The sequence below is a fragment of the Rhodococcus sp. NPDC003382 genome, assembly GCF_053589135.1.
On sequence record NZ_JBSFRH010000023.1, the window covers coordinates 1 to 23446 of the forward strand.

The window sequence follows — 23446 nt, forward strand, 5'->3', positions numbered from 1 at the left end:
CTTGTCGTTCGGCAGCGGATTCTCGGTGTCGCCGCGCCACACCACGACCGGGCACGGTGCGTTGTTGGCGACGCGCAGCACGGTGGAGCCGAGCACCGCCACCCGAGCCGTTGTCCGACGGAGGGGAGGCTCGGTTGTTGCGTTCGCGCGTCCGGAGACGGCGCCGGCCACTGATGATGGCCGGAATCACCGCTCTGGCCATGGGGTTGGCGGCGTGCACCGCCTCTCCGCCCCCGCCGATCGAGCAGACCGAGCCGACCCAGACCCCGGCGCCCGCGCCGCAGCGCAACACCGTCGTCGTCGCCATCGACGACATCGGCGCCGGATTCAATCCGCACCTGCTCGCGGACCAATCGCCGGTCGGCAACGCCGTCGCCGAACTGGTGCTGCCGAGCGCGTTCCGGACCGTGCCGAACCCCGCGAACCCGGCGCTGGTGGACCGTGTTCCCGACGAGTCGGTGCTCGTGTCGGCCGAGGTCACCTCGGAGAACCCGTTCACGATCACGTACCAGTTGCGCACCGACGCCCAGTGGTCGGACAGTGCGCCGATCGCCGCCGAGGACTTCCGCTACCTGTGGCAGCAGATGATCACCCAGCCCGGGGTCGTGGACCCGTCCGGGTACCGGCTGATCGAGGACGTCGCGTCCTCCGGGGGCGGCAAGACCGTCACCGTGACCTTGCGCGAGCCGTACCCGGCGTGGCGTGAACTGTTCTCCGATCTGCTGCCCGCCCACCTGGTCAAGGACACGCCCGGCGGCTTCGTCACCGGATTGGCCGAGTCGATCCCGGTGTCCGGTGGCCGATTCTCCGTCGACTCGGTGGACCGCGGCCGCGGTGAGATCCTGCTCGAACGCAACGACCGCTTCTGGGGGCTGCCCGCCCGGCCGGACGAGATCCTGCTGCGCCGCGGCGGCACCGATTCCCAGCTGACCGACTCGATGCGCACCGGCGACGTGCAGGTCGCGCAGGTGCGCGGCGGATCGGCCCTGCTCGCCCAGCTCGGTGCGGTTCCCGGCGTCCGGGCCGGCACCCAATTGCAGCCGCGCACACTCGATCTCACCCTGAACGCGCGGACTCCGGAATTCGCCGATCCGCGCGTGCGCCGCGGCGTGCTGGGTCTGCTCGACCCGGACCTGCTCGCCACCGTCGCGGCGGGAACCGAATCCGCGGTCGTTCCCGCTCGTGCCCAGGTGCTCGCTCCCTCGGATCCCGGCTATGCGCCGTCGATGCCTCCGCGACCCGCCCGCGAGCAGGCCCTCGGCCTGCTCGCCGAGGCCGGATACCTGCCGGCGCCGCCGCCGGCTCCGGTCGACGTTCCGGACGGTGCGTCCGGCGCGCCCGTGGCGACGGCCGCACCCGCAACCACTCCGGCGCCGGCACCCGAGACCGAAACCGAAGGACTGCTCGTCCGCGACGGCGCGCCGTTGACCCTGGTGATCGGTGTCGTCGAGGACGCCGGGGTACCCCTCGCGGTCGCGCGGACCGCCGCCGATCTGCTGCGCGGGGCCGGCATCCGCGCGACCGTCACCGCGCTGCCGGCCGACGAGCTGTACGGCGACGCGCTCGTCGAAGGCCGGGTGCACGCCGTCGTCGGCTGGATGCGGGCCGGAAACGATCCGGCGACGGCCGCGCTGTCGCGATTCGGGTGCCTGCCGGTTCCACCCCCCGTGGTCGGCACGCCTCCGTCCGATGTGGTCGGCACGCCTCCGTCCGATGTGGTCGGCACGCCTCCGTCCGATGTGGTCGGCACGCCTCCGAAGGAAACCACCGACTCCGACCCGGCACCGACCGCCCCGGCCCCGACCCCGGCCGACGAGCCCTCCCCCGAGACCGAGGTCGTCGAGGAGGACGCGGTGATCGCGCAGCTCGAGGCCCCGAGCAATCTGAGCTCGGTGTGCGACCCGTCGCTGACCGCCGACCTCGACGCCGCGATCCGCGGTAACGGTGACGTCCACGAGATCCTGACGAACGCGCAGCCGAAGCTGTGGGACCTCGCCGTGAACCTGCCGATCGTGCAGGACCGCACGGTCGTCGCGGCCGGCCCCGGAATCGACGGCGTATCGCTGGCCGGTGCGGTACCTGCGGGTGTCGTCGCCGACGCCCCCAACTGGTGGAGGACGACCCCGTGACCGACGCTGCCCGGCGGCTGCTGCTCGTGCATGCCCATCCCGACGACGAAACCCTCACCACCGGCGGGACCATCGCCCGCTACGTGGCAGAGGGCGCCGAAGTCACCGTCCTGACCTGCACGCTCGGCGAGGAAGGCGAGGTCATCGGCGACGACTGGGCCGAACTCGTCGCCGATCGTGCCGATCAGCTCGGCGGCTACCGCATCCTGGAACTGACCCGGGCGCTCGCCGCGCTCGGCGTCGCCGCGCCCCGCTTCCTCGAGCGCGCCGGACGCTGGCGCGACTCCGGCATGGCCGGGACCCCGTCGGCGGAGAACCCCCGGGCCTGGGTCAACGCGGACCACGACGAAGCGGTGTCGACGCTCGTCGCCGTGATCCGGGAACTGCGCCCGCACGTCGTCGTCACGTACGACCCGGTCGGCGGCTACGGCCATCCCGATCACGTCGCCGTGCACGAGCGCGTGACCGCCGCGATCGAGGCGGCCGCCACCGACGCGTATCCGGAGGCGGGGGAGCCGTGGTCGACCCCGAAGCTGTACTGGACCGTCACCGAGGAGAGCGCGCTGCGGGACGGACTCGCCGCGCTCGGCGACATCCCCGCCGAGTGGGCCGTGCCCGACGCCGGCGACCTGCCGAGCGTGCCCGACGAGCGGGTGACCACCGCCGTGGACGTCGGCGGAGTGCTCGACGCGAAGCGGGCGGCGATGGCCGCGCACGCCACCCAGGTGATCGTCGCGCCCGGCGGCGCCGCGTTCGCGCTGTCGAACCTGATCGCCCAGCCGGTCTTCGCCGAGGAGCACTTCGTGCTCGTGCGGGGCGCGCTCGGGGACGTCGACGACTCCGGCCGAGAGCGTGACCTCTTCGCGGGCCTGACGTAGGCTGGCGCTGCCGAGCAGGAGTGATTCTGCTCACAGTCACTGTCCGGTCGGTGCCGAGCCCGGGGGGATGCGGATGTACAACTGGTCCGTCCAGAATCAGATCGTCGCGTTCGTCGATTCGTTGCGGCCCTACGCCGATCAGATCCGCGCCGACTACTACCACGCGTTGTACGACTTCGCAGATCAGCAGAGCCAGCTGCTGACGATGCTCGGCTATCCGCCGGTTCCCTGATCCGGACCGCTCCGGAACCGTGCCCCCGATGTGCGCATCGGGGGCACGTTGGCGCACTATCGAAACCATGACGGCCGATCCCGCCACCGCACCATCCGACGCCTCCGTTCCCGCCGACGTCCCACCCCGGACCGGTGTCGTGGCGTTGCTCGTCGTCGACGGCCTGATCTGTGCCGTGTTGTCCGTGCTGTTCCTGGGCATGTACATCGGCTCGGTGCCGTTCCCGATCTCCATCCTGCTCGCCGCGGTCGTGAACCTGCTGCTGGTGATGGCGGTGCGCACCGAGACCGGATCGCTGGGCAAGGCCACGTGGCCGCTCGTGGCCTGGACCGTCGGGTTCTTGTTGTGCCTGGTCGGTGGCCCGGGCGCCGATCAGCTCGCGGTCGCGGACTGGCGGATCCTGCTGCTGCCGATCGCGGCGCTCGGCCCGGCCGGCCTGTACCTGTTCAGCGCGCGCATCAACGCCATCACGAACGCAGTCCGGCAGTCTCCGCCGCAGAAATGAGCACGTCGGCCAGCATCGACCGGGTCAACCGCCCGGTGAAGGTGTTCTGCTGGCTGACGTGATAGCACCCGAACAGGTGCAGTGGTGCCCGGTCCGGGGACGCTCCCGGTAGCTCGACGTGCGCGCCGTGCCCGAACCGCGGTCGCGGCCGCGGGATCGCCCAGCCGGCGTCGGCGAGCACCGGCAGCAGCGCCTGCCAGCCGAAACCGCCGAGCACGATCACCGAGCGCAGCGTCGGGGTCAGCAATTTCAGTTCGAGGTCCAGCCAGTGACGGCACGTGTCGCGCTCGACGGTCGTCGGACGGTTCGCCGGCGGAGCGCAGTGCACCGGCGCCGTGATCCGGGTGCCCCGCAGGACGAGACCGTCGCCGCGGTGCGTCGCCGTCGGCTGCGACGCCAGCCCCGCGTCGTACATCGCGGCATACAGGAAATCTCCGGCCCGATCGCCGGTGAACATCCGACCGGTGCGGTTGCCGCCGTGCGCGGCCGGTGCCAGACCCACGATGAGCAGCGCCGCGTCGGCCGGGCCGAAACCCGGCACCGGGCGGCCCCAGTACGTCTCGTCGCGGAACGCGGCACGTTTGTCGCGTGCCACCTGCTCGCGCCACGCCACCAGCCGAGGGCAGGCCCGGCAGTTCACCAGCTGCTCGTCCATCTCGGCGAGGGTGTGCGGCGTCTCGTCTGGTGGCCGGGTCATCGGTTCGCCCACACGTCGCCGGCGCCCGGGGTGACCGCCTCGACCAGCGCCCACGCCTGCCCCACCGGCACATCCAGGATCTCGTAGTGCCCGACCCCGGCGGGCGTCGCGGCGATGACCGTGGCGACCCCGGCACGCCGCTGGAAGAACGTCTGCCGCACGGTCCAGCCGATGATCCCGTCGGCTTCGAGGCACACCCGCTGCCGATTCAGCGATCCGCTGCGGGTGATCAGCCACCCGGGGAGGACGGCGTGCCCGAGGCTGCGAAACCGGTCCCAGGCGAGACCGGCCGCGACCGGAATCAGCAGACCGGCGCCGACCCACACGGGCAGCGGAACCGTCCGGCCGGTGACCGCCGTGGCGACGGCCGCGAGCACGGCGACGACGGGCAGGACGGCCCGGGTGTAGCGGCGCCGGCGCGCCGCGGCACCGTGCGACCGCAGCGGTGTCGTCGGCAGTGCCGGGTCGCGCACCACCGCCGTCGCGACGCGATGCGCCTCGGCGGCCGGGGCCGCGGGCAGCAACAGCGACGATTCGCCGCGCTCGGCCGCGACACCGGTCATGATCGCGTCGAGCCGGGCACCGCCCGCGATCCGCAGGGCGAGTGGTTCGCGCAGCACCGCGCCGCGCAGCCGCGCCCGGTCCAGGGTGGTGTGCCGAATCCGCAGCAGCCCGTGGCCGATGCGCAGGGTGCGGCCGTCGTCGGTGACGAGCAGGTTCCCGTAGAGCAGCAGGTACCGCACGCACGCCGCGGCACTCGCGACGGCCAGCAACGCCACCGCTCCCACCGCGACCGCGATCACCGGACCGGCCGTGGTGACCCACGAGATGCCGCGTTGCACGGTGCCGGACTCGGCGAGGCGTTCCCCGAGCCCGTACTGGAACACCACACCCGCGACCGCCGCGACCGCGACGAGCCCGGTCGTGGAGAACGGCGCGTAGCGCACCCAGGACGGTTGCAGGCGGGCGAGTTCGATCTCGGTGGGGGCGGCTGCGGGGGCCTTGTCGGGACGGTCGTCCGGGACGGGGTGGCCGGACAGCAGCGCCTCGCGCAGTGCCGGCACCGCGCCGATCGCGAGCCCGTCGAGTTCGAACCGGTTGCGGTCGCGGCCGCCGGAGGTGGCCTGACCGGTGCCGATCCGCACCGAGGCGAGCCCGAGGAGGCGATGCATGACGCGGCGGTCGACATCCACCGAACGGATGCGGCTGCGCGGAATCGACAGCACCTGCCGCTGCAGCAGACCGCGTCGCAGCTCGACGTGCACCGGGCCGATCCGGTAGGTGGTGGTGAACCACCGCAGCACACCGACGACGACGAGCAGCCCGGCGACCGCCAGACCCCAGCCGTGGTTGCCGCTGCTGCTGCCGACGATCACCGACACCGCGAGCACCGGCAGCAGCCGCAGGATCTCCTGCACGGGGTGGACCAGCAGCATCCGCGGGTCCAGCCGCAGCCACGGCTGCTCGGCCTCGGCGGCGAGCGCGGCCGGGCTCTCCGATTCCGGGGGGACGGATTCGATGCTCACGTCGCGTCGATCCCGTTGCGTCCGGCGATCTCGGTGAGACGCGCCGCGGTGGCGTCGGCGACCGCGACGTCGAGGGCGGCGATCTCCACGGCTCCCGCCGACGACGCGGTGGTGACGGTGACCGTCGCCAGTCCCAGCCACCGGTCGATCGGGCCGCGCTCGGTGTCGACGGTCTGGATCCGGGAGATCGGCGCGATGCGGCGTTCCTGCGTGAACCATCCCGACCGGGTGTAGACGGCGGTGTCGCTGATCTCCCAGCGGTGCACCCGGTACCGCCACACCGGCACGAGGCCGATGTGCGCGGCGGCGAGCACAAGCGTCGCGACCGCGGCCGCGACGTGCCACGGGCCGTGACCGGCGTCGACGATCGCCCACACGATCTGGGCGGCGACGATCGGGATCCACAGCAGCGCGGCGTTCACGGCCCACAGCAACCGGGCCTTCGGGCTCGGCCGCCACGCGGGATCGTCCATCACCACCGGTGTCGGTGGAACGGTCCGGGCGTCGGGTCTGCCCAGTTCGGAATCCCGTGTCAATTCGTGCTCCTCGTCGCCGCGGCGGTCGCTCCCGAGTATTGCGCGACTCGGTCGGATCCGGCCCACGAGTCTCCCGACCCCGAGTGAACACGCAGGTGGGAGAAGATCACGAGCCGGGAGCGCACGCAGCCGATAGGCTCGGTTGTACCGGCCGGTCCGGCACGCGGGCCGCCTGGTCGAAACGTCGAGACGAGGAGGATTGTGATGCCTGGATCAGCGCGCCCCGACGAATTCGCCGGACTGCCCGAGGCCGATCGGATCGAGCAGGTCACGGACGCATACGACGACGAAGCCGCGGAGGACGTGGTGCCCGACCAGGTTCCGCTCGAGGTCGATCCCGGTGACGCCGTCGAGCAGAGCCTGTCCGTCCCCGAAGACGAGGACTATCCCAGGGAGTGAGCACCCGGAGGTGGCACGCGTCGGAGTCGTGGCGCATGATCGCCCAATGACCCGCTCCACTGACGACGACGCTCCCGTCACGAACCTTCCCATGCCCTCGGTCCGACCCGGCGCCGCCGGGCGGACCGAGGCGCAGGCTGTGCCGGGGATGAGGCGAGCGTTGCGCCGGGCCCGCGACGGCGTGACGCTCAATGTCGACGAGGCCGCCGTCCTGCTGCAGGCCCGCGGCGCGGATCTCGAGGACCTGTGCGCGTCCGCGGCGCGGGTGCGGGATGCGGGTCTGGCCGCGGCGGGACGTCCCGGCACCGTCACGTATTCGCGGAAGGTGTTCGTACCGATCACCCGGCTGTGCCGGGACAAGTGCCACTACTGCACGTTCGTCACCGTGCCCGGCAAGCTGCGGGCGGAGGGTCGGGGTATGTACCTCGAACCCGACGAGATCCTGGAGATCGCGCGGCAGGGCGCCGAACTCGGCTGCAAGGAAGCGCTGTTCACGCTCGGTGACCGGCCCGAGGACCGGTGGCCCGAGGCCCGGCAGTGGCTCGACGAGCGCGGCTACGATTCGACCCTCGACTACGTGCGGGCGATGGCGATCCGGGTACTCGAGGAGACCGGCCTGCTGCCGCACCTGAACCCGGGCGTGATGAGCTGGGCGGAGATCTCCCGGCTCAAGCCGGTCGCGCCGTCGATGGGCATGATGCTCGAGACGACCTCCGAGCGGTTGTTCACCGAGAAGGGGCAGTGCCACCACGGCAGCCCGGACAAGGACCCGCAGGTGCGTCTGCGGGTGCTCACCGACGCCGGACGGCTCTCGGTGCCGTTCACCACCGGCATCCTCGTCGGCATCGGCGAGACGTTCACCGAACGGGCCGAGTCGATCGCCGCGATCCGCAAGTCGCACAAGGCGTTCGGTCACATCCAGGAAGTCATCGTGCAGAACTTCCGGGCCAAGGACGACACCGCCATGCGGGGTCACGACGACGCCGATCTCGACGAGTTCCGGGCCGCGATCGCCGTGGCCCGCCTGGTGCTCGGCCCCGGCATGCGCATCCAGGCGCCCCCGAACCTCGTTTCGCACGACGAGTGCCGCGCCTTGCTCGCCGCCGGCGTCGACGACTGGGGTGGCGTCTCGCCGCTGACCCCCGACCACGTCAACCCCGAGCGGCCGTGGCCGAACCTGGACACGCTCGCGCAGATCAGCACGGACGCCGGATTCACCCTCACCGAACGGATCGCCGCGCAACCGCAGTACGTGCTGGCCGGTCAGCCGTGGATCGACCCGCGGATCGCGGCCCATGTGCGGGCGCTGTCCGACCCGCAGACCGGGCTCGCCGCCGACGTGATCCCGTCCGGGCTGCCCTGGCAGGAACCGGACATCGACTGGGAGTCGTCCGGACGCATCGACCTGAACTCCGACATCGACGTCACCGGCCGCAACACCGAGCACCGCTCCGACCTGGGCAGCGCCTTCGGTGACTGGGAAACCGTCCGCGAGCAGGTCCTCGCCCTCGGTGCGAGCGCTCCCGTGCGGGTCGACACCGATGTGCTGGCGGCCCTGCGTTCGGCGGAACGCGACCCCGCCGGCTGCTCCGACGCCGAATACCTGGCGCTGGCGACCGCCGACGGTCCGGGTCTCGAGGCGGTCGTCGCACTCGCCGACGCGCTGCGCCGCGACACCGTCGGCGACGACGTGACGTACGTGGTGAACCGGAACATCAACTTCACCAACATCTGCTACACCGGCTGCCGGTTCTGCGCGTTCGCGCAGCGCAAGGGCGACGCCGACGCGTTCACCCTGTCCACGAGCGAAGTCGCGGACCGGGCGTGGGAGGCGCACGTCGCCGGTGCCACCGAGGTGTGCATGCAGGGTGGCATCGATCCGGAACTGCCGGTCACCGGCTACGCGGACCTGGTGCGCGCGGTCAAGGAGCGGGTCCCGACGATGCACGTGCACGCGTTCTCGCCGATGGAGATCGCCAACGGCGTCGCGCGCAGCGGCATCTCCACCCGCGACTGGCTGATCGAACTGCGCGAGGCCGGCCTGGACACCATCCCGGGCACCGCCGCCGAGATCCTCGACGACGAGGTGCGCTGGGTGCTCACCAAGGGCAAGCTGCCCACCGCCGAGTGGATCGACGTCGTGACGACCGCGCACGAGGTGGGGCTGCGGTCGAGCTCGACGATGATGTACGGGCACGTCGACCAGCCGCACCACTGGGTCGGACACCTGAACGTGCTGCGCGGAATCCAGGACCGCACAGGTGGTTTCACCGAATTCGTGCTGCTGCCGTTCGTGCACCAGTCGTCGCCGCTGTACCTCGCGGGCGCGTCCCGGCCGGGTCCGACGATGCGCGACAACCGCGCCGCGCACGCGCTGGCGCGGATCATGCTGCACGGGCGGATCGACAACATCCAGACCAGCTGGGTCAAGCTCGGGGTCGCCGGGACGCAGGCGATGCTGCAGGGTGGCGCCAACGACCTGGGCGGCACCTTGATGGAGGAGACCATCTCCCGGATGGCGGGATCGCAGCACGGATCGGAGAAGACCGTCGCCGAGCTGGTCGCGATCGCCGAGGGCATCGGCCGTCCGGCCCGTCAGCGCACTACCGCGTACGCGCGTCGCGACATCGGGGTGACCGTCGCCTGACGGCGGCGGCCGGGACATCCGCACCGGTCCTCCAGCAGGTCAGGGCACCCTAATTCGTCGGGGTCCCCGCCCGGCGGGGGATACTGGACGGCGTCGGTCGCCGCGGGTGGCCGATTCGGGCGGGACCGCGCAGGTCGGCGGGCATAGTGAAAGGCAGGTAGAACAGCAGTGACGTACACGATTGCGGAGCCGTGCGTGGACGTGATGGACAAGGCATGTATCGAGGAATGCCCCGTCGACTGCATCTACGAGGGCGGTCGCATGCTGTACATCCACCCCGACGAGTGCGTCGACTGCGGTGCGTGCGAGCCGGTCTGCCCCGTCGAGGCGATCTTCTACGAGGACGACGTGCCGGACGAGTGGTCCGCCTACGTGAAGGCGAACGTCGACTTCTTCGACGATCTGGGTTCCCCCGGTGGCGCTGCCAAGCTCGGCAAGGTCGACTACGACCCGCCGTTCATCAAGGCGCTTCCTCCCATGGGCGAGGAATGAGTTGACCTCCACGGTGACCACACGTGCACGTCGTTCGGTGGCGAAATCACTGCCGGACTTCCCCTGGGACTCGCTGACCGACGCCAAGGAGAAGGCGTCGGCGCATCCCGACGGGATCGTCAACCTCTCGGTCGGAACCCCCGTCGATCCGGTCGCCCCGGTGATCCGCGAGGCACTCGTCGCGGTCGCGGAGGAGCCGGGCTATCCCACGACCCACGGCACCGCCGAACTGCGGTCCGCCGCCGTCGGCGCGCTCGCACGCCGCTACGGCATCACCGGCCTCGCCGAGTCGTCGATCCTGCCGGCGATCGGTACCAAGGAAATGATCGCGTGGCTGCCGACCCTGCTCGGTCTCGGCGCCGACGATCTCGTCGTCATCCCCGAACTGGCCTACCCGACCTACGAGGTCGGCGGTCTGCTCGCCGGCGCGCGGCTGATCCGCGCCGACGGCCTCAACCGACTCGGCCCCGAGGGCGCGGCGCTGGTGTTCGTGAACTCCCCGTCGAACCCGACCGGCAAGGTGCTCGGCCTCGAGCACCTGCGCAAGGTCGTCGACTGGGCCCGCAGCCGCGGCGCCGTCGTCGTGTCCGACGAGTGCTACCTGGGGCTGACCTGGGAAGGCGAAGCGCTGTCGATCCTGCACCCGAGCGTATGCGACGGCGACCACACCGGCCTGCTGGCCGTGCACTCGCTGTCGAAGACCTCGAACCTCGCCAGCTACCGCGCCGGGTTCGTCACCGGTGACGCCGAACTGGTCGCGGACCTGCTCGAGGTGCGCAAGCACTCCGGCATGATGCTGCCGCTGCCTATCCAGTCCGCGATGACCGCGGCGCTGCTCGACGACGAGCACGAGAACATCCAGCGCGAGCGGTACCGCGCGCGGCGCGAGGTGCTGCTCGCAGCGATCCGCGGCGCCGGCTTCACCGTCGACCATTCCGAGGCCGGGCTCTACCTGTGGGCGACGCGCGGCGAGGAGTGCCGCGCGACCGTCGACTGGTTCGCCGAACGCGGAATCCTGGTGGCACCGGGCGAGTTCTACGGTCCCGGTGGTGTGCAGCACGTGCGGATCGCGCTGACCGCGACGGACGAGAGGATCGCCGCGGCCGCGTCCCGACTCGGCTGATCGGGCTCGGTAACCCGAGAAACCGGTCGTACGCAGGTAGATTGGCGTCCGTGAGCACATCGGGCGACGATCCGCGATCGGCGGTGTTGTATGTCCTGTTCGCCGTGCTGGCGACGCTGCTTGCGCTTCGCTGGGCCCGTGCCCGCGACCTCGGGACGTTCCTGTGGCCCCCGCCCCTCGCCGCGACCGTGCTGTGGCTGATAGTGGCCGTGCCGTCCCTGCTACGGGTCGCCGTGCCCGCGCTCGACGAGATGTTCCGGCGCAACCCGGTGCAGATCCGCAACGACGGCGAATGGTGGCGGATCGGCACGTCGGTGCTCGTCCAGGACGGGGGAGCGGCCGCCACCGTGGCGAACCTGGTGCTGCTCGCCGTGCTCGCGGTCGCGGGTGTGCGCGTGTGGGGGCCGGGCCGTGCGCTCGCCCTGTTCGCCGGCGGACAGCTGATGTGGGGATTGTTCACCTCGTTCGTGTCGCCGTCCGCCGGTGCCGGCTGCTCCGCGGCGGCATTCGCCCTGGCCGCGGCGACCGCCGGACTCTGGTTGTCGATGGGTGCCCGCCGCCTCGAACTGGCTGTGTCCCTGGCGATTCTCGCGATCGGCGCGTTGCTGCTGTTGATCGACGACGCACACGGTGTGGCGGTGCTGTGCGGCATGCTGCTCGGCGCGGTCCTCGGCACCGTGATGCCGCCGACCCGCCCGGTGTCGGCCGCAGCGGTCGGGACCTGAGGATGCGGTCTGTGGGAAGGTGATGCCGTGTCTGCACTCCTGTCCTCACTGAATCCCCTCGCCGTCGCGCGCGGCGACGACGTGCCCGACGCCGTCCGGACCGACGGGCACACCCTGTCCCGGAGCGATCTCCTCGGTGCCGCGACCGCCGTTGCGGCGCGCGTCGCGCGGGCCGAGCGGGTCGCGGTGCTCGCGACCCCGACGGCGTCGACGATCGTCGCGGTCGTCGGCGCGCTGCTCGCGGGTGTCACCGTCGTTCCGGTGCCGCCGGATTCCGGTCCGGCCGAGCGGGCACACATCCTGAACGATTCCGGCGCCCAGGCCTGGCTCGGAGCGGCACCCGAATCGGACGACGCCGTCCCGCAACTGCCGGTGATCGCGGTGCGACTGCACGCGCGGGACTGGCACGCGTTGCCCGAACCGGATCCGGCGCGCATCGCGTTCGTGCTCTACACCTCGGGCACGACGGGAGCCCCGAAGGGTGTGCTGCTGAGCCGCCGCGCGATCGCCGCGGGCATCGATGCGCTCGCCGAGGCGTGGGACTGGACGAGCCGCGACATCCTGGTGCACGGGCTTCCCCTGTTCCACGTGCACGGCCTGATCCTCGGTGTCCTCGGGCCCCTGCGGGTGGGCAGCCGGCTGATCCACACCGGCAAGCCGACACCGCAGGCGTACGCCGAGGCCCGGGGCACGCTGTACTTCGGGGTGCCGACGGTGTGGTCGCGGGTCGTCGAGGACGAGGCGTCGGCGCGGGCGCTGAGCGGCGCGCGGCTGCTGGTGTCCGGGAGTGCCCCGCTGCCGGTGCCGGTGTTCGAGCGGCTGCGCGAGCTGACCGGCCTCACGCCGATCGAGCGGTACGGGATGAGCGAGACCATGCTGACGCTGAGCACCCGCGCCGACGGGGAACGCCGGCCGGGGTGGGTCGGCACACCGGTGCGCGGCGTGGAGACCCGGCTGCGGGACGAACACGGCGCCGACGTGCCGCACGACGGCGAGAGCATCGGTGTGCTGCAGGTTCGCGGGCCGATGCTGTTCGACGGCTATCTCAACCGCCCGGACGCGACCGCGGAATCACGGACCGACGACGGCTGGTTCGTCACCGGTGACGTCGCCGTGATCGATCCCGGCGGATTCCACCGGATCGTCGGCCGCGAATCGACCGACCTGATCAAGTCCGGCGGGTTCCGGGTGGGTGCGGGGGAGATCGAAACCGTCCTCCTCGGGCACCCCGCGGTGCGGGAGGTCGCCGTCGTCGGAGTGCCCGACGACGATCTGGGGCAGCGCATCGTCGCGTTCGTCGTGCCGCGTCCGGGCGGTCCGGAGGTCGACGAGGAAGAACTCGTCAACCTTGTGGCACAGCAGCTTTCGGTGCACAAACGTCCCCGGGAGGTGCGGGTGGTGCAGGACCTTCCCCGCAACGCGATGGGGAAGGTGCAGAAGAAGCTGCTGCTCGGATAGGAGCCGCCGGCGGGGTGGATGGGCCCCGCCGGGCGGAGTTCGCGAGAAATCTGTGACTTGGGGTTGCGCATTCCGCCCCCGAAGGCGGATTGTTTTCTGCACAGTAGGTGCGTCTACTCATTGGGGGGGTTGAAACATGTCTGTGACCGATCACGTGCGGACAGATCACGTGCATCCGATGGTTCCGGGGGGTGGGGAGCCCGCATTCGTCGTCGACGGAAAGCCGGCGTCGGTACCGCTTCGTGATCTGCCGGCGGTGGCCCGCAAACTCGTCGCGCACTTCGCCGACCACGTCGCGCCGTGCTCGTTGCGGCCGGGGGAGTCGCTGCGCGGTGACGTCACCGAGATCACCGTCCGATGCCTGCGCATCGCGATCCACCTGCTCGACGCGGGTGAGCTGCCGTCGGACGCCGACCTGGCCGAGCTGCGCAGCAGCGCCGCGCAGTGGGCGCGCGCCGGTTTCCGGCTCGAATACATGCTGCGCATCTACCACGAGGGAATCCGCCTCGGCTGGGAACTGGTGACCGAACGCGCAGGTGAGGGCGACATCGAGTCCATCGCCGCCGCGTCCCGGCTGTGGATGGCGCTGCTCGAGCGCGTCACCGTCGCCGCCACCACCGGTTTCGTCGCCGAACTCGACGCGATCAAGCGGGAACGGGACGTCGCCGCGCAGGAACTGGTCACCGCCCTGCTGAGCGGCCAGGACGCCGCCGCGGTCGCGCGGCGGTCCGGGCTCGAGCTGGCCGACGGGTACACGGTGCTGGGTCTGGCGCTGGCCCGCCATCCCGACACCCGCAATCCGCACGTGCGGCAGGACGTCGTCGCCCGCCGCACCCTCCGTCGCGTCGAGGTCGAACTGGAAGCGGCCTGCGAGGGGCGGCAGCTGGCGCTGCTCGGGCCGGAAGGCGGCACGGTGCTGCTCGCGGGCGCCCGCAGCGACGACTCGATCGCGATGCTGCGCGAGCGCATCGAGACGGTCGCCGGGGTGTCGGTGACGATCGTGGTGGTCCACGCGACGGTCTCCGAGGTGCCGACCGGAGCGCAGCAGGCCCACGAACTGCTCGATCTGGTTCGTCAGCTCGGCCGCGCGCCGGGGGTGTACCGCATGCAGGACCTGGCGCTCGAGTACCAGCTCACCCGGCCCGGCCCGGCGCGCGAGTACCTCGCCCGGGTCCTCGAACCGCTCGACGACACGCCGGAGCTCATCGAGACGCTCGAGACGCACATCGCCCACGACCTGAGCCGCCAGCTCACCGCCCGCACGCTCCACGTGCACGCCAACACCGTCGACTACCGGCTCAAGCGCATCGCGCAGCTGACCGGGTACGACCCGACCCGGCCGTCCGGGTTGCGGCAGTTGCAGGCCGCGATCGTGGCTCGGCGGTTGGAGGGTGTCGTCCCGGAACACGCCGGGGGTCTCACGATGCTGTAACGATTGCATCTCGTGACCGATAAGGTGTGACCGGCGTCATATGGGGGGTAATACCCGGAGGTCGGCCGGATCATCGGTCAGGGGAGGAGTCGTATGGCGGTGCCGCCCGGCGAGCGGAAGCGTCGCCCGACACGGAGGGCCGCGGCGTACCTGCTGGTCGTCGCACTGTTTGTCGGACTGGGCGCCGGTGTTGCGGGAGCGGTCCGGGCCTGGCGGGACCGGTGCGACGTCGTCGACGAATACACCCTCGCGGTGGCGCCCGGAATCGAGGACGCGGTCGAAGAGGTACTCGCCCGTGCCGACACCGGATGTACACGCTTCACCGTCTCGGTCGCCGAACCCGGTGACGTTGCGGGCCTGCTCGGAACCGGGGAGGGCGCACCCGACCTGTGGATTACGGATTCGGGCTGGTGGGCCACCCGCGCGTCGGCGATGGCGTCGGGTCCGGTGCAGACCGTCCTCACGCCGATCGCGACGACGCCTGCGGTCCTGGTCGGACGGCCCGGGCAGGTCCCCGAGGTGGCCACCTGGCGGGCCGCCCTCGCCCTGAAGGACCTGCGTCCGGGCAATCCGCTGCGCACGGGTGTAGCCGCGGCGCCGATCCGGGCGGCGCTCGCCGAAACCGAGAACGATCCGGTCGCGATCGGCACCGTGCGCACCGCGATGGCACCCCTCGCGCAGCGCGAGAACGCCCGGCCGGACGAGCCACCGACCGGTGGGATCCTGCTCGACCTGATCGCGTCGGAGGGCGGGGTCGGTGTCGCCACCGAACAGCAGTTCCACCGGTACAGCACCGACGGCGGTGACGCACTCGGGGGCGCGGTGCTCGAAGCGAAGGTGCCCGACAACGGCAGCATTCTGCTCGACTACTCGCTGGTGGTGACGGCGCCGGGCCCGGAGCGGCACCGCGACGCGACCGAGGCGGGACGGATGCTGGCGGACATCTTCTCGACGCAGTGGGCGCGGGACGTCTTCGTCGCCCACGGGTTCCGCGATCCCGCCGGGCGGGCCCTGTCCGAGGGAGCCGGGGTCGGTGAGATCACCGCGATGACCCTGCACGACGAGAGCATCGCTCAGGAAGCGCTGCAGGCGTGGGCGGTACTGGCCCTGCCGATCCGCACGCTCGTCGCCGTCGACGTCTCTGCGTCGATGAACACGCCGGTCGGCGGCGCCACGCGCCTGCAACTCACCGAGCAGGCTGCCCGCTCCGCCACGGCGATGTTCTCGGGCAGCGTGCAGGCCGGCCTGTGGGTGTTCGCCGACGATCTCGGCGGGGACGGGCAGGGCCACCGCGAACTGCTGCCCATCCGGCGGCTCGACACCATGGTGGACGGGCACCTGCAGCGGGATCTGATGAACACGCTCAGCACCACTGTGGCGGCCGAGGCGGCGGCAGCGGCGGGCGATCGCGCGGCCCTCTACGACACGACACTCGCAGCGTTCCGGCAGATGCAGGCCACCTACGACCCGCGCGCGATCAACAGCGTCATCGTCCTGACCGACGGTGGGGACGACGAATCGGGCGGCATCGGCCGGGAGGATCTGGTCGCGACCCTCGAGCGCGAGCAGAATCCGGCCCGGCCGGTCGTGATCGTCACGGTCGGCATCACGGACGACGCCGATGCGGATGCGCTCGCGGCGATCGCCCACGCCACCGGCGGAACGAGCTACATCGCGCAGGACCCTGCCGACATCTCGGCGATCTTCGTCAGCGCCCTCGTGGACCGCACCCGCTAGCGAGGTTCGATCGGCCGGCTACTGCGCCTGCCGGGTCGGGTGCTGCCGGGTGCGGCGCTGCCACACGAAGCCGATCCCGGCGATCACCAGGAACAGCACGAGCGTCGACAGCAACTGGATGCGGGCGGCGTCGTCGAACAGCATCAGCACGATGAACGCGCCGAGCATCGCCAGGGTGAACCAGCTCAGGTAGGGGAACGCCCACATGCGGACCGTGAGGACGCCTTCGCGCTCGAATCGCGGACGCAGGCGCAACTGCGCGACGACGACGAAGATCCAGATCGCCAGCAGCGCCGAGCCGACCGCATTGAGCAGGATCCCGAGCAGGGTGTCGGGCAGCAGCCAGTTCAGCAGCACGCTGACGAACCCGAAGAACACCGACAGCAGCACCGCGTTGCGCGGCACCCCGGTGTGCGAGAGCTTGCTCAGGGCGGCGGGACCGTCGCCGCCGCGGGAGAGGGCGAACGCCATCCGGGACGTTCCGTAGACGTTCGCGTTGAAGGCCGACAGCAGCGCCACCACGACGACCAGTTCCATGAATCCGGAGACGTACGGGATGCCTGCGACGTCGAGCACGGACACGAACGGCGAATCGTCGGTGCTGCCCGCGACGGTCCACGGCAGCACCAGCACCATGATCGCGATGGACCCCAGGTAGAACATGCTGATGCGCCAGACGACGGTGCGCACCGCGGTCGCGATGGCTCGTTCCGGGTCCCGGGATTCGGCGGCCGCGATGGTGACGATCTCGATGCCGCCGAATGCGAACGCGACCGCGAGCAGACCCGCGGCGATACCCGCGATGCCGTTCGGCGCGAAGCCGTCGCCGTCACCGAACAGATGCGTCGTCCCGACCGGTTCGGTCCCGGGCAACAGGCCGAACACCAGCAGCACACCGATGACGAGGAACGCGACGATCACCGCGACCTTCAGTGCGGCGAACCAGAATTCGAATTCCCCGAAGTTCGCGACCTTCGCGAGGTTGACGACCGCGAAGAACGTGACGAACACCAGCGCGATCACCCACTGCGGCACCGCGGGGATCCACGAGTTGACGATGCTCGAGGCGCCGGTGATCTCGACGCCGAGCACCATGATCAGCATGAACCAGTAGAGCCAGCCCATCGTGAAGCCGGCCCACTCGCCGATGCCGATGCGCGCGTAGTGGGAGAACGAACCGCTGGCGGGCAGCGCGGCACCCATCTCACCGAGCATCCGCATCACGAAGATGATCATGATGCCCGCGAGAATGTACGAGACGATGACCGCGGGTCCGGCGGCGGCGATGCCGACGCCGGACCCCAGGAACAGGCCCGCGCCGATGGCGGAACCGAGTCCCATCATCGTCAGGTGCCGGACCTTCAGGCCGGTACCCAGATCCTCGATCTCGGTGTGGGGTCGTCCGGCTTCGGTCACTGCTCTGCTCTGCTCGGGTGTAGCTCTGTTCGGATGCGCGCCGGGCTCAGTCGTTGGCGTGCAGGGCGGCGTTCAGTTCGACGCCGGTGCCCTTGTTGGGGACGACCTCGACGGCCCCGCTGACCGAGTTGCGGCGCAGCAGCAGGTTCGACGCGCCGCTGAGTTCCTTGGCCTTGACGACGGTTCCGTCCGGTCCGGTGACCTTGGTGCCCGCGGTGATGTACAGGCCGGCTTCGACGATGCAGTCGTCGCCGAGCGAGATGCCGACACCGGCGTTGGCGCCGAGCAGGCAGCGCTTGCCGATCGAGATGACTTCCTTGCCGCCACCGGAGAGGGTGCCCATGATGGACGCGCCGCCACCGATGTCGGAGCCGTCGTCGACGACCACGCCACCGGAGATGCGACCCTCGACCATCGAGCTGCCGAGCGTGCCGGCGTTGAAGTTCACGAAGCCCTCGTGCATGACGGTGGTGCCCGACGCGAGGTGCGCGCCCAGCCGGACGCGGTCGGCGTCGGCGATGCGCACACCCGACGGCACGACGTAGTCGACCATGCGCGGGAACTTGTCGACCCCGAAGACGGTGACGTGACCGCGGATGCGCAGGCGCGAACGAACGGTTTCGAAGTTCTCGACGGCGCACGGGCCGAAGTTGGTCCACACGACGTTGGCGAGCAGACCGAAGATGCCGTCCAGGTTCTGGCCGTGCGGCTTCACCAGGCGGTGCGAAAGCAGGTGCAGGCGCAGGTACACGTCGTGCGCGTCGACGGGAGCCTGGGACAGGTCGGCGATCGTCGTGCGCACCACGACCTGGGAGACCTCGCGGGCCTCGTCGGTGCCGGCGAGCAGCGCCAGGTCCGACGGGATGTCGGTGCCCTCGAGCCGCTGCGTGCCCGTCTCGCCGTATTCGCCCAGCGTGGGGGCCGGGTACCAGGTGTCGAGGACGGTGCCGTCCGCCGCGATGTTCGCGATGCCTACTGCCGATGCTCCGAGTGCACTCACGGTCGAGAAGATTACGCGAGGGCATTGCCCGGCTGCGCCTGCCCTGTGAAAAACCCGCGTTCCGTATCGTGCACCTATGCCCGTACCACGCCTGGACCTGCACGCCGATCCCGTCGAGTTGACCGCTGCGCTGGTGGACATTCCCAGCGTGTCGCACGACGAGGCCGTGATCGCCGATGCGGTCGAGACCGCGCTGCGCGAACAGACCTCCGGCTTCGAGATCGTGCGCTGCGGCAATGCCGTGCTCGCCCGCACGAATCGGGGTCTGGGCAGCCGGGTGATGCTCGCCGGGCACCTGGACACGGTGCCTATCGCCGACAACGTCCCGTCCCGCCGCGACGGCGATCTGCTGTGGGGATGCGGCACCGTCGACATGAAGTCGGGCGACGCGGTGTTCCTGCACCTGGCGGCGACGGTCGCGGACCCCGCGCACGACCTGACCCTCGTGTTCTACGACTGCGAGGAGATCGCCGCCGAGTTCAACGGTCTCGGCCGGATCGAGAAGGAACTGCCGGACTGGCTGGCCGCGGACGTCGCGATCCTCGGCGAGCCGACGGCCGGACAGATCGAGGCGGGCTGCCAGGGCACGCTGCGGGCGCGGCTGTCCACGTCCGGGGTTCGGGCGCACTCGGCCCGGTCGTGGTTGGGGGACAACGCGATCCACCGTCTCGCCCCGGTGCTCGAGCGGCTGTCGCGGTACGAGGCGCGGTCGGTGGACATCGACGGCTGCGTGTACCGGGAAGGGCTGTCGGCCGTGCGTATCACCGGTGGTGTCGCCGGCAACGTGGTGCCCGACGCCGCCGACGTCGACGTCAACTTCCGGTTCGCGCCGGACCGCACCGTCGACCAGGCCGTCGCCCACGTGCGGGAGGTCTTCGACGGACTCGACATCACCTTCGAACTCACCGACGCCTCGCCCGGTGCCCTGCCGGGCCTGTCGGATCCGGCGGCGGCCGCGCTGGTCGAGGCCGCGGGCGGCCGGTTCCGCGCCAAGTACGGCTGGACCGACGTCTCGCGGTTCGCCGCGCTGGGCATCCCCGCCGTGAACTACGGGCCGGGCGATCCGAATCTCGCGCACAAACGTGACGAGCACGTCCCGGTCGGGCAGATCACCGAAGTGGCCGCGGTGCTGCGCGACTACCTCTCCCGATAGCGTGAACCCCATGTCAGACACCGAATCCGGCCGGCGCAAGTCCCGCGCCAAGATCGTTCAGCGCGGTCCCGTGCAGTTGCGCGGCGACCGCGCGGTCGAGACGACGACGATGGACCAGCGTCTGCTGGACCGTCGCGGACCCACGGACTGGGTGCACACCGATCCGTGGCGGGTCCTTCGCATCCAGAGCGAGTTCATCGAGGGCTTCGGCGCGCTCGCCGAGGTACCGCGTGCGGTCGCGGTGTTCGGTTCCGCACGCACCCCGGAGGACGATCCCGAGTACGCGCTCGGGCGCAAACTCGGTGCGGCACTGGTCGAGGCGGGATACGCGGTGGTCACCGGTGGCGGGCCGGGTGCGATGGAGGCCGCGAACCGCGGCGCGAGCGAATCCGGTGGGTTCTCCATCGGACTCGGCATCGAGCTGCCGTTCGAGCAGGCCCTCAACGAATGGGTCGATCTGGGCCTGAACTTCCGGTACTTCTTCGCCCGCAAGACGATGTTCGTCAAGTACTCGCAGGCGTTCATCTGTCTGCCCGGCGGCTTCGGGACGCTCGACGAGCTGTTCGAGGCCGTGACCCTCGTGCAGACCCACAAGATCACCCGGTTCCCGATCGTGCTGCTCGGCACCGAGTACTGGTCGGGACTGCTCGACTGGATCCGCACCGTCATGGTGCGCGCCGGCAAGATCTCGCCCGGCGATCTGGAACTGCTGTCGGTCACCGACAGCGTCGAGGAGGCGGTCCGCATCATCGTCGAGGCCCACCGTGGGGAAGAGGCGGACACGCTGTACGAGGAGAACACGTCGTGGTGAACGGAGCGCCGGTACCGGGCGCGGTGAACGGGCAGCCGATCGCGTTGTCGGTGTGCGTGTACTGCGCGTCCGGGCCCGTCGACGGGTCGTATCTGGAGCTGGCCGCGGCGGTGGGGACCGAGATCGGCCGGCGAGGCTGGCAGCTCGTGTCCGGTGGCGGCAACGTGTCGATGATGGGCGCGGTCGCCGAGGCGGCCCGCGCCGCCGGCGCGCACACCGTGGGCGTGATCCCGAAAGCGCTGGTCCATCGCGAGGTCGCCGACGTCGACGCCGACGAGCTGATCGTCACCGAGACCATGCGCGAACGCAAACAGGTGATGGAGGATCGGGCGCACGCGTTCATCGCGTTGCCCGGCGGTATCGGCACCCTCGAGGAACTGTTCGAGACGTGGACGGCCGGGTACCTGGGCATGCACGACAAGCCGGTGGTGCTGCTCGACCCGGTCGGGCACTACACCGGGCTGCTCGAGTGGCTCCGCTCGATGGTCGGCACGGGATTCGTCGCGCAGCGAGCACTGGACGGACTCCAGGTCACCGCGGAGGTCGCGGACGCCCTGGATCGCTGTGCGATCGGTGTTGTGAGCTAGCGCACCCCGAACCCTCGCCAGCGTGCTTACTCTCGAGTAGGTTGGTGGTCGACGCTGTTCTTCGACGCTGTGTGCAGACCTTCCGAGAGGATGCCAGTGACCACCGAGCACAAATCGACCGTTTCCCTGTCGGGCCTTGCCGGTCAGCTTCCGGCGATGCTGCCGGACCTGCCCAGCCTGCTGCGCGGTGCGCTGGGTATGACCCGCCGTCCCGACGCCCGGGAATCGATCGGTCTGGTCTTCCAGCGTGTCGCCGAGCGCCGGCCGGACCGCCCGTTCCTGCGATTCGAAGGCGACTCGATCAGCTACGGGGATGCCAACGCCCAGGTCAACCGCTACGCGAGCGTCCTGGCGCAGCGTGGGGTACAGACCGGTGACGTCGTCGGGATCCTCATGAAGAACCGGCCCGAGGCGCTGCTGATCACCCTCGCCGCCGTCAAACTCGGTGCCGCCGCGGGCATGCTCAACCACAACCAGCGCGGCGACGTCCTCGCGCACAGCCTCGGTCTGATCGACAGCCGCATCCTGATCGTCGGCGAGGAATGCGAGGACGCCCTGGCGTCGATCGATCCGGCAGCCCTCGGCACGTCCCCGCTGCGGGTCGGGGAACTCGACGCACTGGCCGCCGACGCCGACTCCGCGAACCCCGCGGTCACCGAGCGGCTGCACGCCCGTCACACCGCGTACTACATCTTCACGTCCGGCACGACCGGCCTGCCCAAGGCCAGCCGGATGACCCACTTCCGCTGGCTGAAGTCGATGTCCGGGCTCGGCAGCCTCGGCGTCCGGTTGCGCCGCGACGACACCCTGTACTGCTGTCTGCCGCTGTACCACAACAACGCCCTGACGGTCGCGCTGTCGTCGGTGCTGGCCTCCGGCGCGACCCTCGCGCTCGGCCGCAAGTTCTCGGCGTCGGGATTCTGGGCGGACGCGAAGCGCAACGGCGCGACCGCCTTCATCTACATCGGCGAGATCTGCCGCTACCTGCTCAACCAGCCGCCGCGCCCCGACGACCACGACAACGGCATCCGGCTCGTCGTCGGCAACGGGCTGCGCCCCGAACTGTGGACCGAGTTCACCGAGCGGTTCGGCATCGACCGGGTCGCCGAGTTCTACGGCGCCAGCGAATGCAACATCGCCTTCATCAACGCCCTCAACCAGACGCACACCGCCGGGGTGTGCCCCCTGCCGTACGCGGTCGTCGAATACGACCAGGACACCGGCAAGGCCCGCCGCGGCGCGGACGGCCGACTGCGCCGCGTCCGCACCGGCGAGGTGGGCCTGCTGCTCGCCAAGGTCACCGACCGGGCGCCGTTCGACGGCTACACCGACCCCGAGGCGACCGAAGCGAAGCTGGTGCGCAACGGATTCGCCGACGGCGACACCTGGTTCGACACCGGCGACCTCGTGCGCAGCCAGGGTTACATGCACGTCGCGTTCGTCGACCGGCTCGGCGACACCTTCCGGTGGAAGGGTGAGAACGTCGCGACCACCGAGGTCGAAGGCGCGCTCTCCGCGCACGACGCGATCTCCGAGGCCGTGGTCTACGGCGTCGAGGTCCCGGGCGCCGACGGCCGCGCCGGCATGGCCGCCGTGACGTTGCATCCGGACGCCGAGCTCGACGGCGTGCGGCTCGCCCGGGACCTGTTCGCGTCGCTGCCGCCGTACGCGGTGCCGCTCTTCGTGCGGATCGTCGACGAACTCGAACACACCAGCACGTTCAAGAGCCGCAAGGTGGAGCTGCGCGACGAGGGATTCTCGAAGACCGGCGACGACCCGCTGTACGTCCTCGAGGGCCGGTCCGGTGGCTACCGGCCCGCCTACGACGGGTACGTCGAGGCCGTTGCGCGAGGAGAGCTGCCTTCGACGCGCTGACACCGGACGCGGCTCCGGAGACCGCCGGTCCCCGCCGCGGCGCCCGGTCCTCGGCTCCGCGTGTTCGGGGTGCGTGTCAGGATGGGCT

21 protein-coding genes are annotated in these 23446 nt (G+C 70.8%); 16 read left to right on the top strand and 5 right to left on the bottom strand.

All coding sequences use genetic code 11. The annotated features are described in order from the left end of the window. Positions 1 to 173 precede the first annotated feature (173 nt). The 4 genes from ACWDUD_RS16640 (at position 174) to ACWDUD_RS16655 (ending at position 3744) form a co-directional block, all read left to right on the top strand. Positions 174 to 2129 (top strand): ABC transporter family substrate-binding protein, encoded by a 1956-nt coding sequence (locus tag ACWDUD_RS16640; protein WP_450110010.1) that lies wholly within the window; start codon positions 174 to 176, stop codon positions 2127 to 2129. Further along, positions 2126 to 3007: an N-acetyl-1-D-myo-inositol-2-amino-2-deoxy-alpha-D-glucopyranoside deacetylase gene (gene mshB, locus ACWDUD_RS16645; protein ID WP_450110011.1), complete on the top strand. Its 882-nt coding sequence runs from the start codon at positions 2126 to 2128 to the stop codon at positions 3005 to 3007. Before ACWDUD_RS16640 ends, mshB begins: the two co-directional genes overlap by 4 nt. A 73-nt stretch (positions 3008 to 3080) precedes the next feature. Beyond that, positions 3081 to 3239 (top strand): hypothetical protein, encoded by a 159-nt coding sequence (locus tag ACWDUD_RS16650; protein WP_197253962.1) that lies wholly within the window; start codon positions 3081 to 3083, stop codon positions 3237 to 3239. A gap of 67 nt (positions 3240 to 3306) precedes the next feature. Further along, positions 3307 to 3744, top strand: coding sequence for a hypothetical protein (locus ACWDUD_RS16655; protein ID WP_450110012.1), 438 nt, complete (start codon positions 3307 to 3309; stop codon positions 3742 to 3744). On the opposite strand, the gene ACWDUD_RS16660 is transcribed toward ACWDUD_RS16655, so the two are convergent. Genes ACWDUD_RS16660 through ACWDUD_RS16670 form a run of 3 tightly spaced genes read right to left on the bottom strand, consistent with a single transcriptional unit; the run spans position 3707 to position 6440 of the window. Further along, positions 3707 to 4441 carry a uracil-DNA glycosylase gene (locus tag ACWDUD_RS16660; protein WP_450110013.1) on the bottom strand — a complete coding sequence of 245 codons (735 nt, stop codon included), beginning with the start codon at positions 4439 to 4441 and terminating at the stop codon, positions 3707 to 3709. The genes ACWDUD_RS16655 and ACWDUD_RS16660 overlap by 38 nt on opposite strands. Next, on the bottom strand, positions 4438 to 5967 hold the full coding sequence (locus tag ACWDUD_RS16665) for a PH domain-containing protein (RefSeq protein WP_450110014.1): 1530 nt from the start codon (positions 5965 to 5967) through the stop codon (positions 4438 to 4440). Before ACWDUD_RS16665 ends, ACWDUD_RS16660 begins: the two co-directional genes overlap by 4 nt. Then, positions 5964 to 6440 carry a PH domain-containing protein gene (locus ACWDUD_RS16670; RefSeq protein WP_248676149.1) on the bottom strand — a complete coding sequence of 159 codons (477 nt, stop codon included), beginning with the start codon at positions 6438 to 6440 and terminating at the stop codon, positions 5964 to 5966. The genes ACWDUD_RS16665 and ACWDUD_RS16670 overlap by 4 nt, the downstream gene beginning before the upstream one ends. A gap of 267 nt (positions 6441 to 6707) precedes the next feature. Between ACWDUD_RS16670 and ACWDUD_RS16675 the strand changes: the two genes are divergently transcribed. The 8 genes from ACWDUD_RS16675 to ACWDUD_RS16710 all read left to right on the top strand — a co-directional run bounded on the left by ACWDUD_RS16675 (position 6708) and on the right by ACWDUD_RS16710 (position 16516). Beyond that, on the top strand, positions 6708 to 6902 hold the full coding sequence (locus tag ACWDUD_RS16675; protein ID WP_197250110.1) for a hypothetical protein: 195 nt from the start codon (positions 6708 to 6710) through the stop codon (positions 6900 to 6902). A 46-nt stretch (positions 6903 to 6948) separates the two neighbouring features. Beyond that, entirely contained in the window at positions 6949 to 9549 is a 2601-nt protein-coding gene (locus ACWDUD_RS16680; RefSeq protein ID WP_450110015.1) for a bifunctional FO biosynthesis protein CofGH, read from the top strand. 168 nt (positions 9550 to 9717) lie between these two features. Further along, on the top strand, positions 9718 to 10041 hold the full coding sequence (gene fdxA / locus ACWDUD_RS16685; RefSeq protein WP_138997778.1) for a ferredoxin: 324 nt from the start codon (positions 9718 to 9720) through the stop codon (positions 10039 to 10041). Between the two features lie 13 nt (positions 10042 to 10054). Beyond that, on the top strand, positions 10055 to 11164 hold the full coding sequence (gene dapC / locus ACWDUD_RS16690) for a succinyldiaminopimelate transaminase (protein WP_248676139.1): 1110 nt from the start codon (positions 10055 to 10057) through the stop codon (positions 11162 to 11164). A gap of 50 nt (positions 11165 to 11214) precedes the next feature. Next, positions 11215 to 11889 (top strand): rhomboid family intramembrane serine protease, encoded by a 675-nt coding sequence (locus ACWDUD_RS16695; protein ID WP_450110016.1) that lies wholly within the window; start codon positions 11215 to 11217, stop codon positions 11887 to 11889. Positions 11890 to 11916: 27 nt separating this feature from the next. Continuing rightward, complete coding sequence (locus ACWDUD_RS16700) at positions 11917 to 13347, top strand: acyl-CoA synthetase (RefSeq protein WP_450110017.1); 1431 nt, start codon at positions 11917 to 11919, stop codon at positions 13345 to 13347. Between the two features lie 178 nt (positions 13348 to 13525). Next, positions 13526 to 14779 (top strand): PucR family transcriptional regulator, encoded by a 1254-nt coding sequence (locus ACWDUD_RS16705; RefSeq protein ID WP_450110068.1) that lies wholly within the window; start codon positions 13526 to 13528, stop codon positions 14777 to 14779. 93 nt (positions 14780 to 14872) lie between these two features. Then, positions 14873 to 16516 (top strand): hypothetical protein, encoded by a 1644-nt coding sequence (locus ACWDUD_RS16710; RefSeq protein WP_450110018.1) that lies wholly within the window; start codon positions 14873 to 14875, stop codon positions 16514 to 16516. Between the two features lie 18 nt (positions 16517 to 16534). Here the strand turns inward: ACWDUD_RS16710 and ACWDUD_RS16715 are convergent, their stop codons facing one another. Together ACWDUD_RS16715 and dapD are read right to left on the bottom strand one after the other, a co-directional pair. Then, a complete protein-coding gene (locus ACWDUD_RS16715) occupies positions 16535 to 17860 on the bottom strand; it encodes an amino acid permease (protein ID WP_374068489.1) in 1326 nt (441 codons plus the stop codon). Positions 17861 to 17978: 118 nt separating this feature from the next. Next, the gene (gene dapD, locus ACWDUD_RS16720; protein ID WP_197250104.1) at positions 17979 to 18932 is read right to left on the bottom strand and encodes a 2,3,4,5-tetrahydropyridine-2,6-dicarboxylate N-succinyltransferase; all 954 of its coding nucleotides are present in this window, start codon (positions 18930 to 18932) and stop codon (positions 17979 to 17981) included. 76 nt (positions 18933 to 19008) lie between these two features. Between dapD and dapE the strand changes: the two genes are divergently transcribed. The 4 genes from dapE (at position 19009) to ACWDUD_RS16740 (ending at position 23358) form a co-directional block, all read left to right on the top strand. Further along, positions 19009 to 20085 (top strand): succinyl-diaminopimelate desuccinylase, encoded by a 1077-nt coding sequence (gene dapE / locus ACWDUD_RS16725; protein WP_248676143.1) that lies wholly within the window; start codon positions 19009 to 19011, stop codon positions 20083 to 20085. Between the two features lie 10 nt (positions 20086 to 20095). Then, positions 20096 to 20896, top strand: a complete 801-nt coding sequence (locus tag ACWDUD_RS16730) for an LOG family protein (RefSeq protein WP_197250103.1) — start codon at positions 20096 to 20098, stop codon at positions 20894 to 20896. Then, positions 20890 to 21483: an LOG family protein gene (locus tag ACWDUD_RS16735; RefSeq protein ID WP_374068486.1), complete on the top strand. Its 594-nt coding sequence runs from the start codon at positions 20890 to 20892 to the stop codon at positions 21481 to 21483. The genes ACWDUD_RS16730 and ACWDUD_RS16735 overlap by 7 nt, the downstream gene beginning before the upstream one ends. A 90-nt stretch (positions 21484 to 21573) precedes the next feature. Then, a complete protein-coding gene (locus tag ACWDUD_RS16740; protein WP_450110019.1) occupies positions 21574 to 23358 on the top strand; it encodes a long-chain-acyl-CoA synthetase in 1785 nt (594 codons plus the stop codon). The last annotated feature ends 88 nt before the right edge of the window (positions 23359 to 23446 follow it).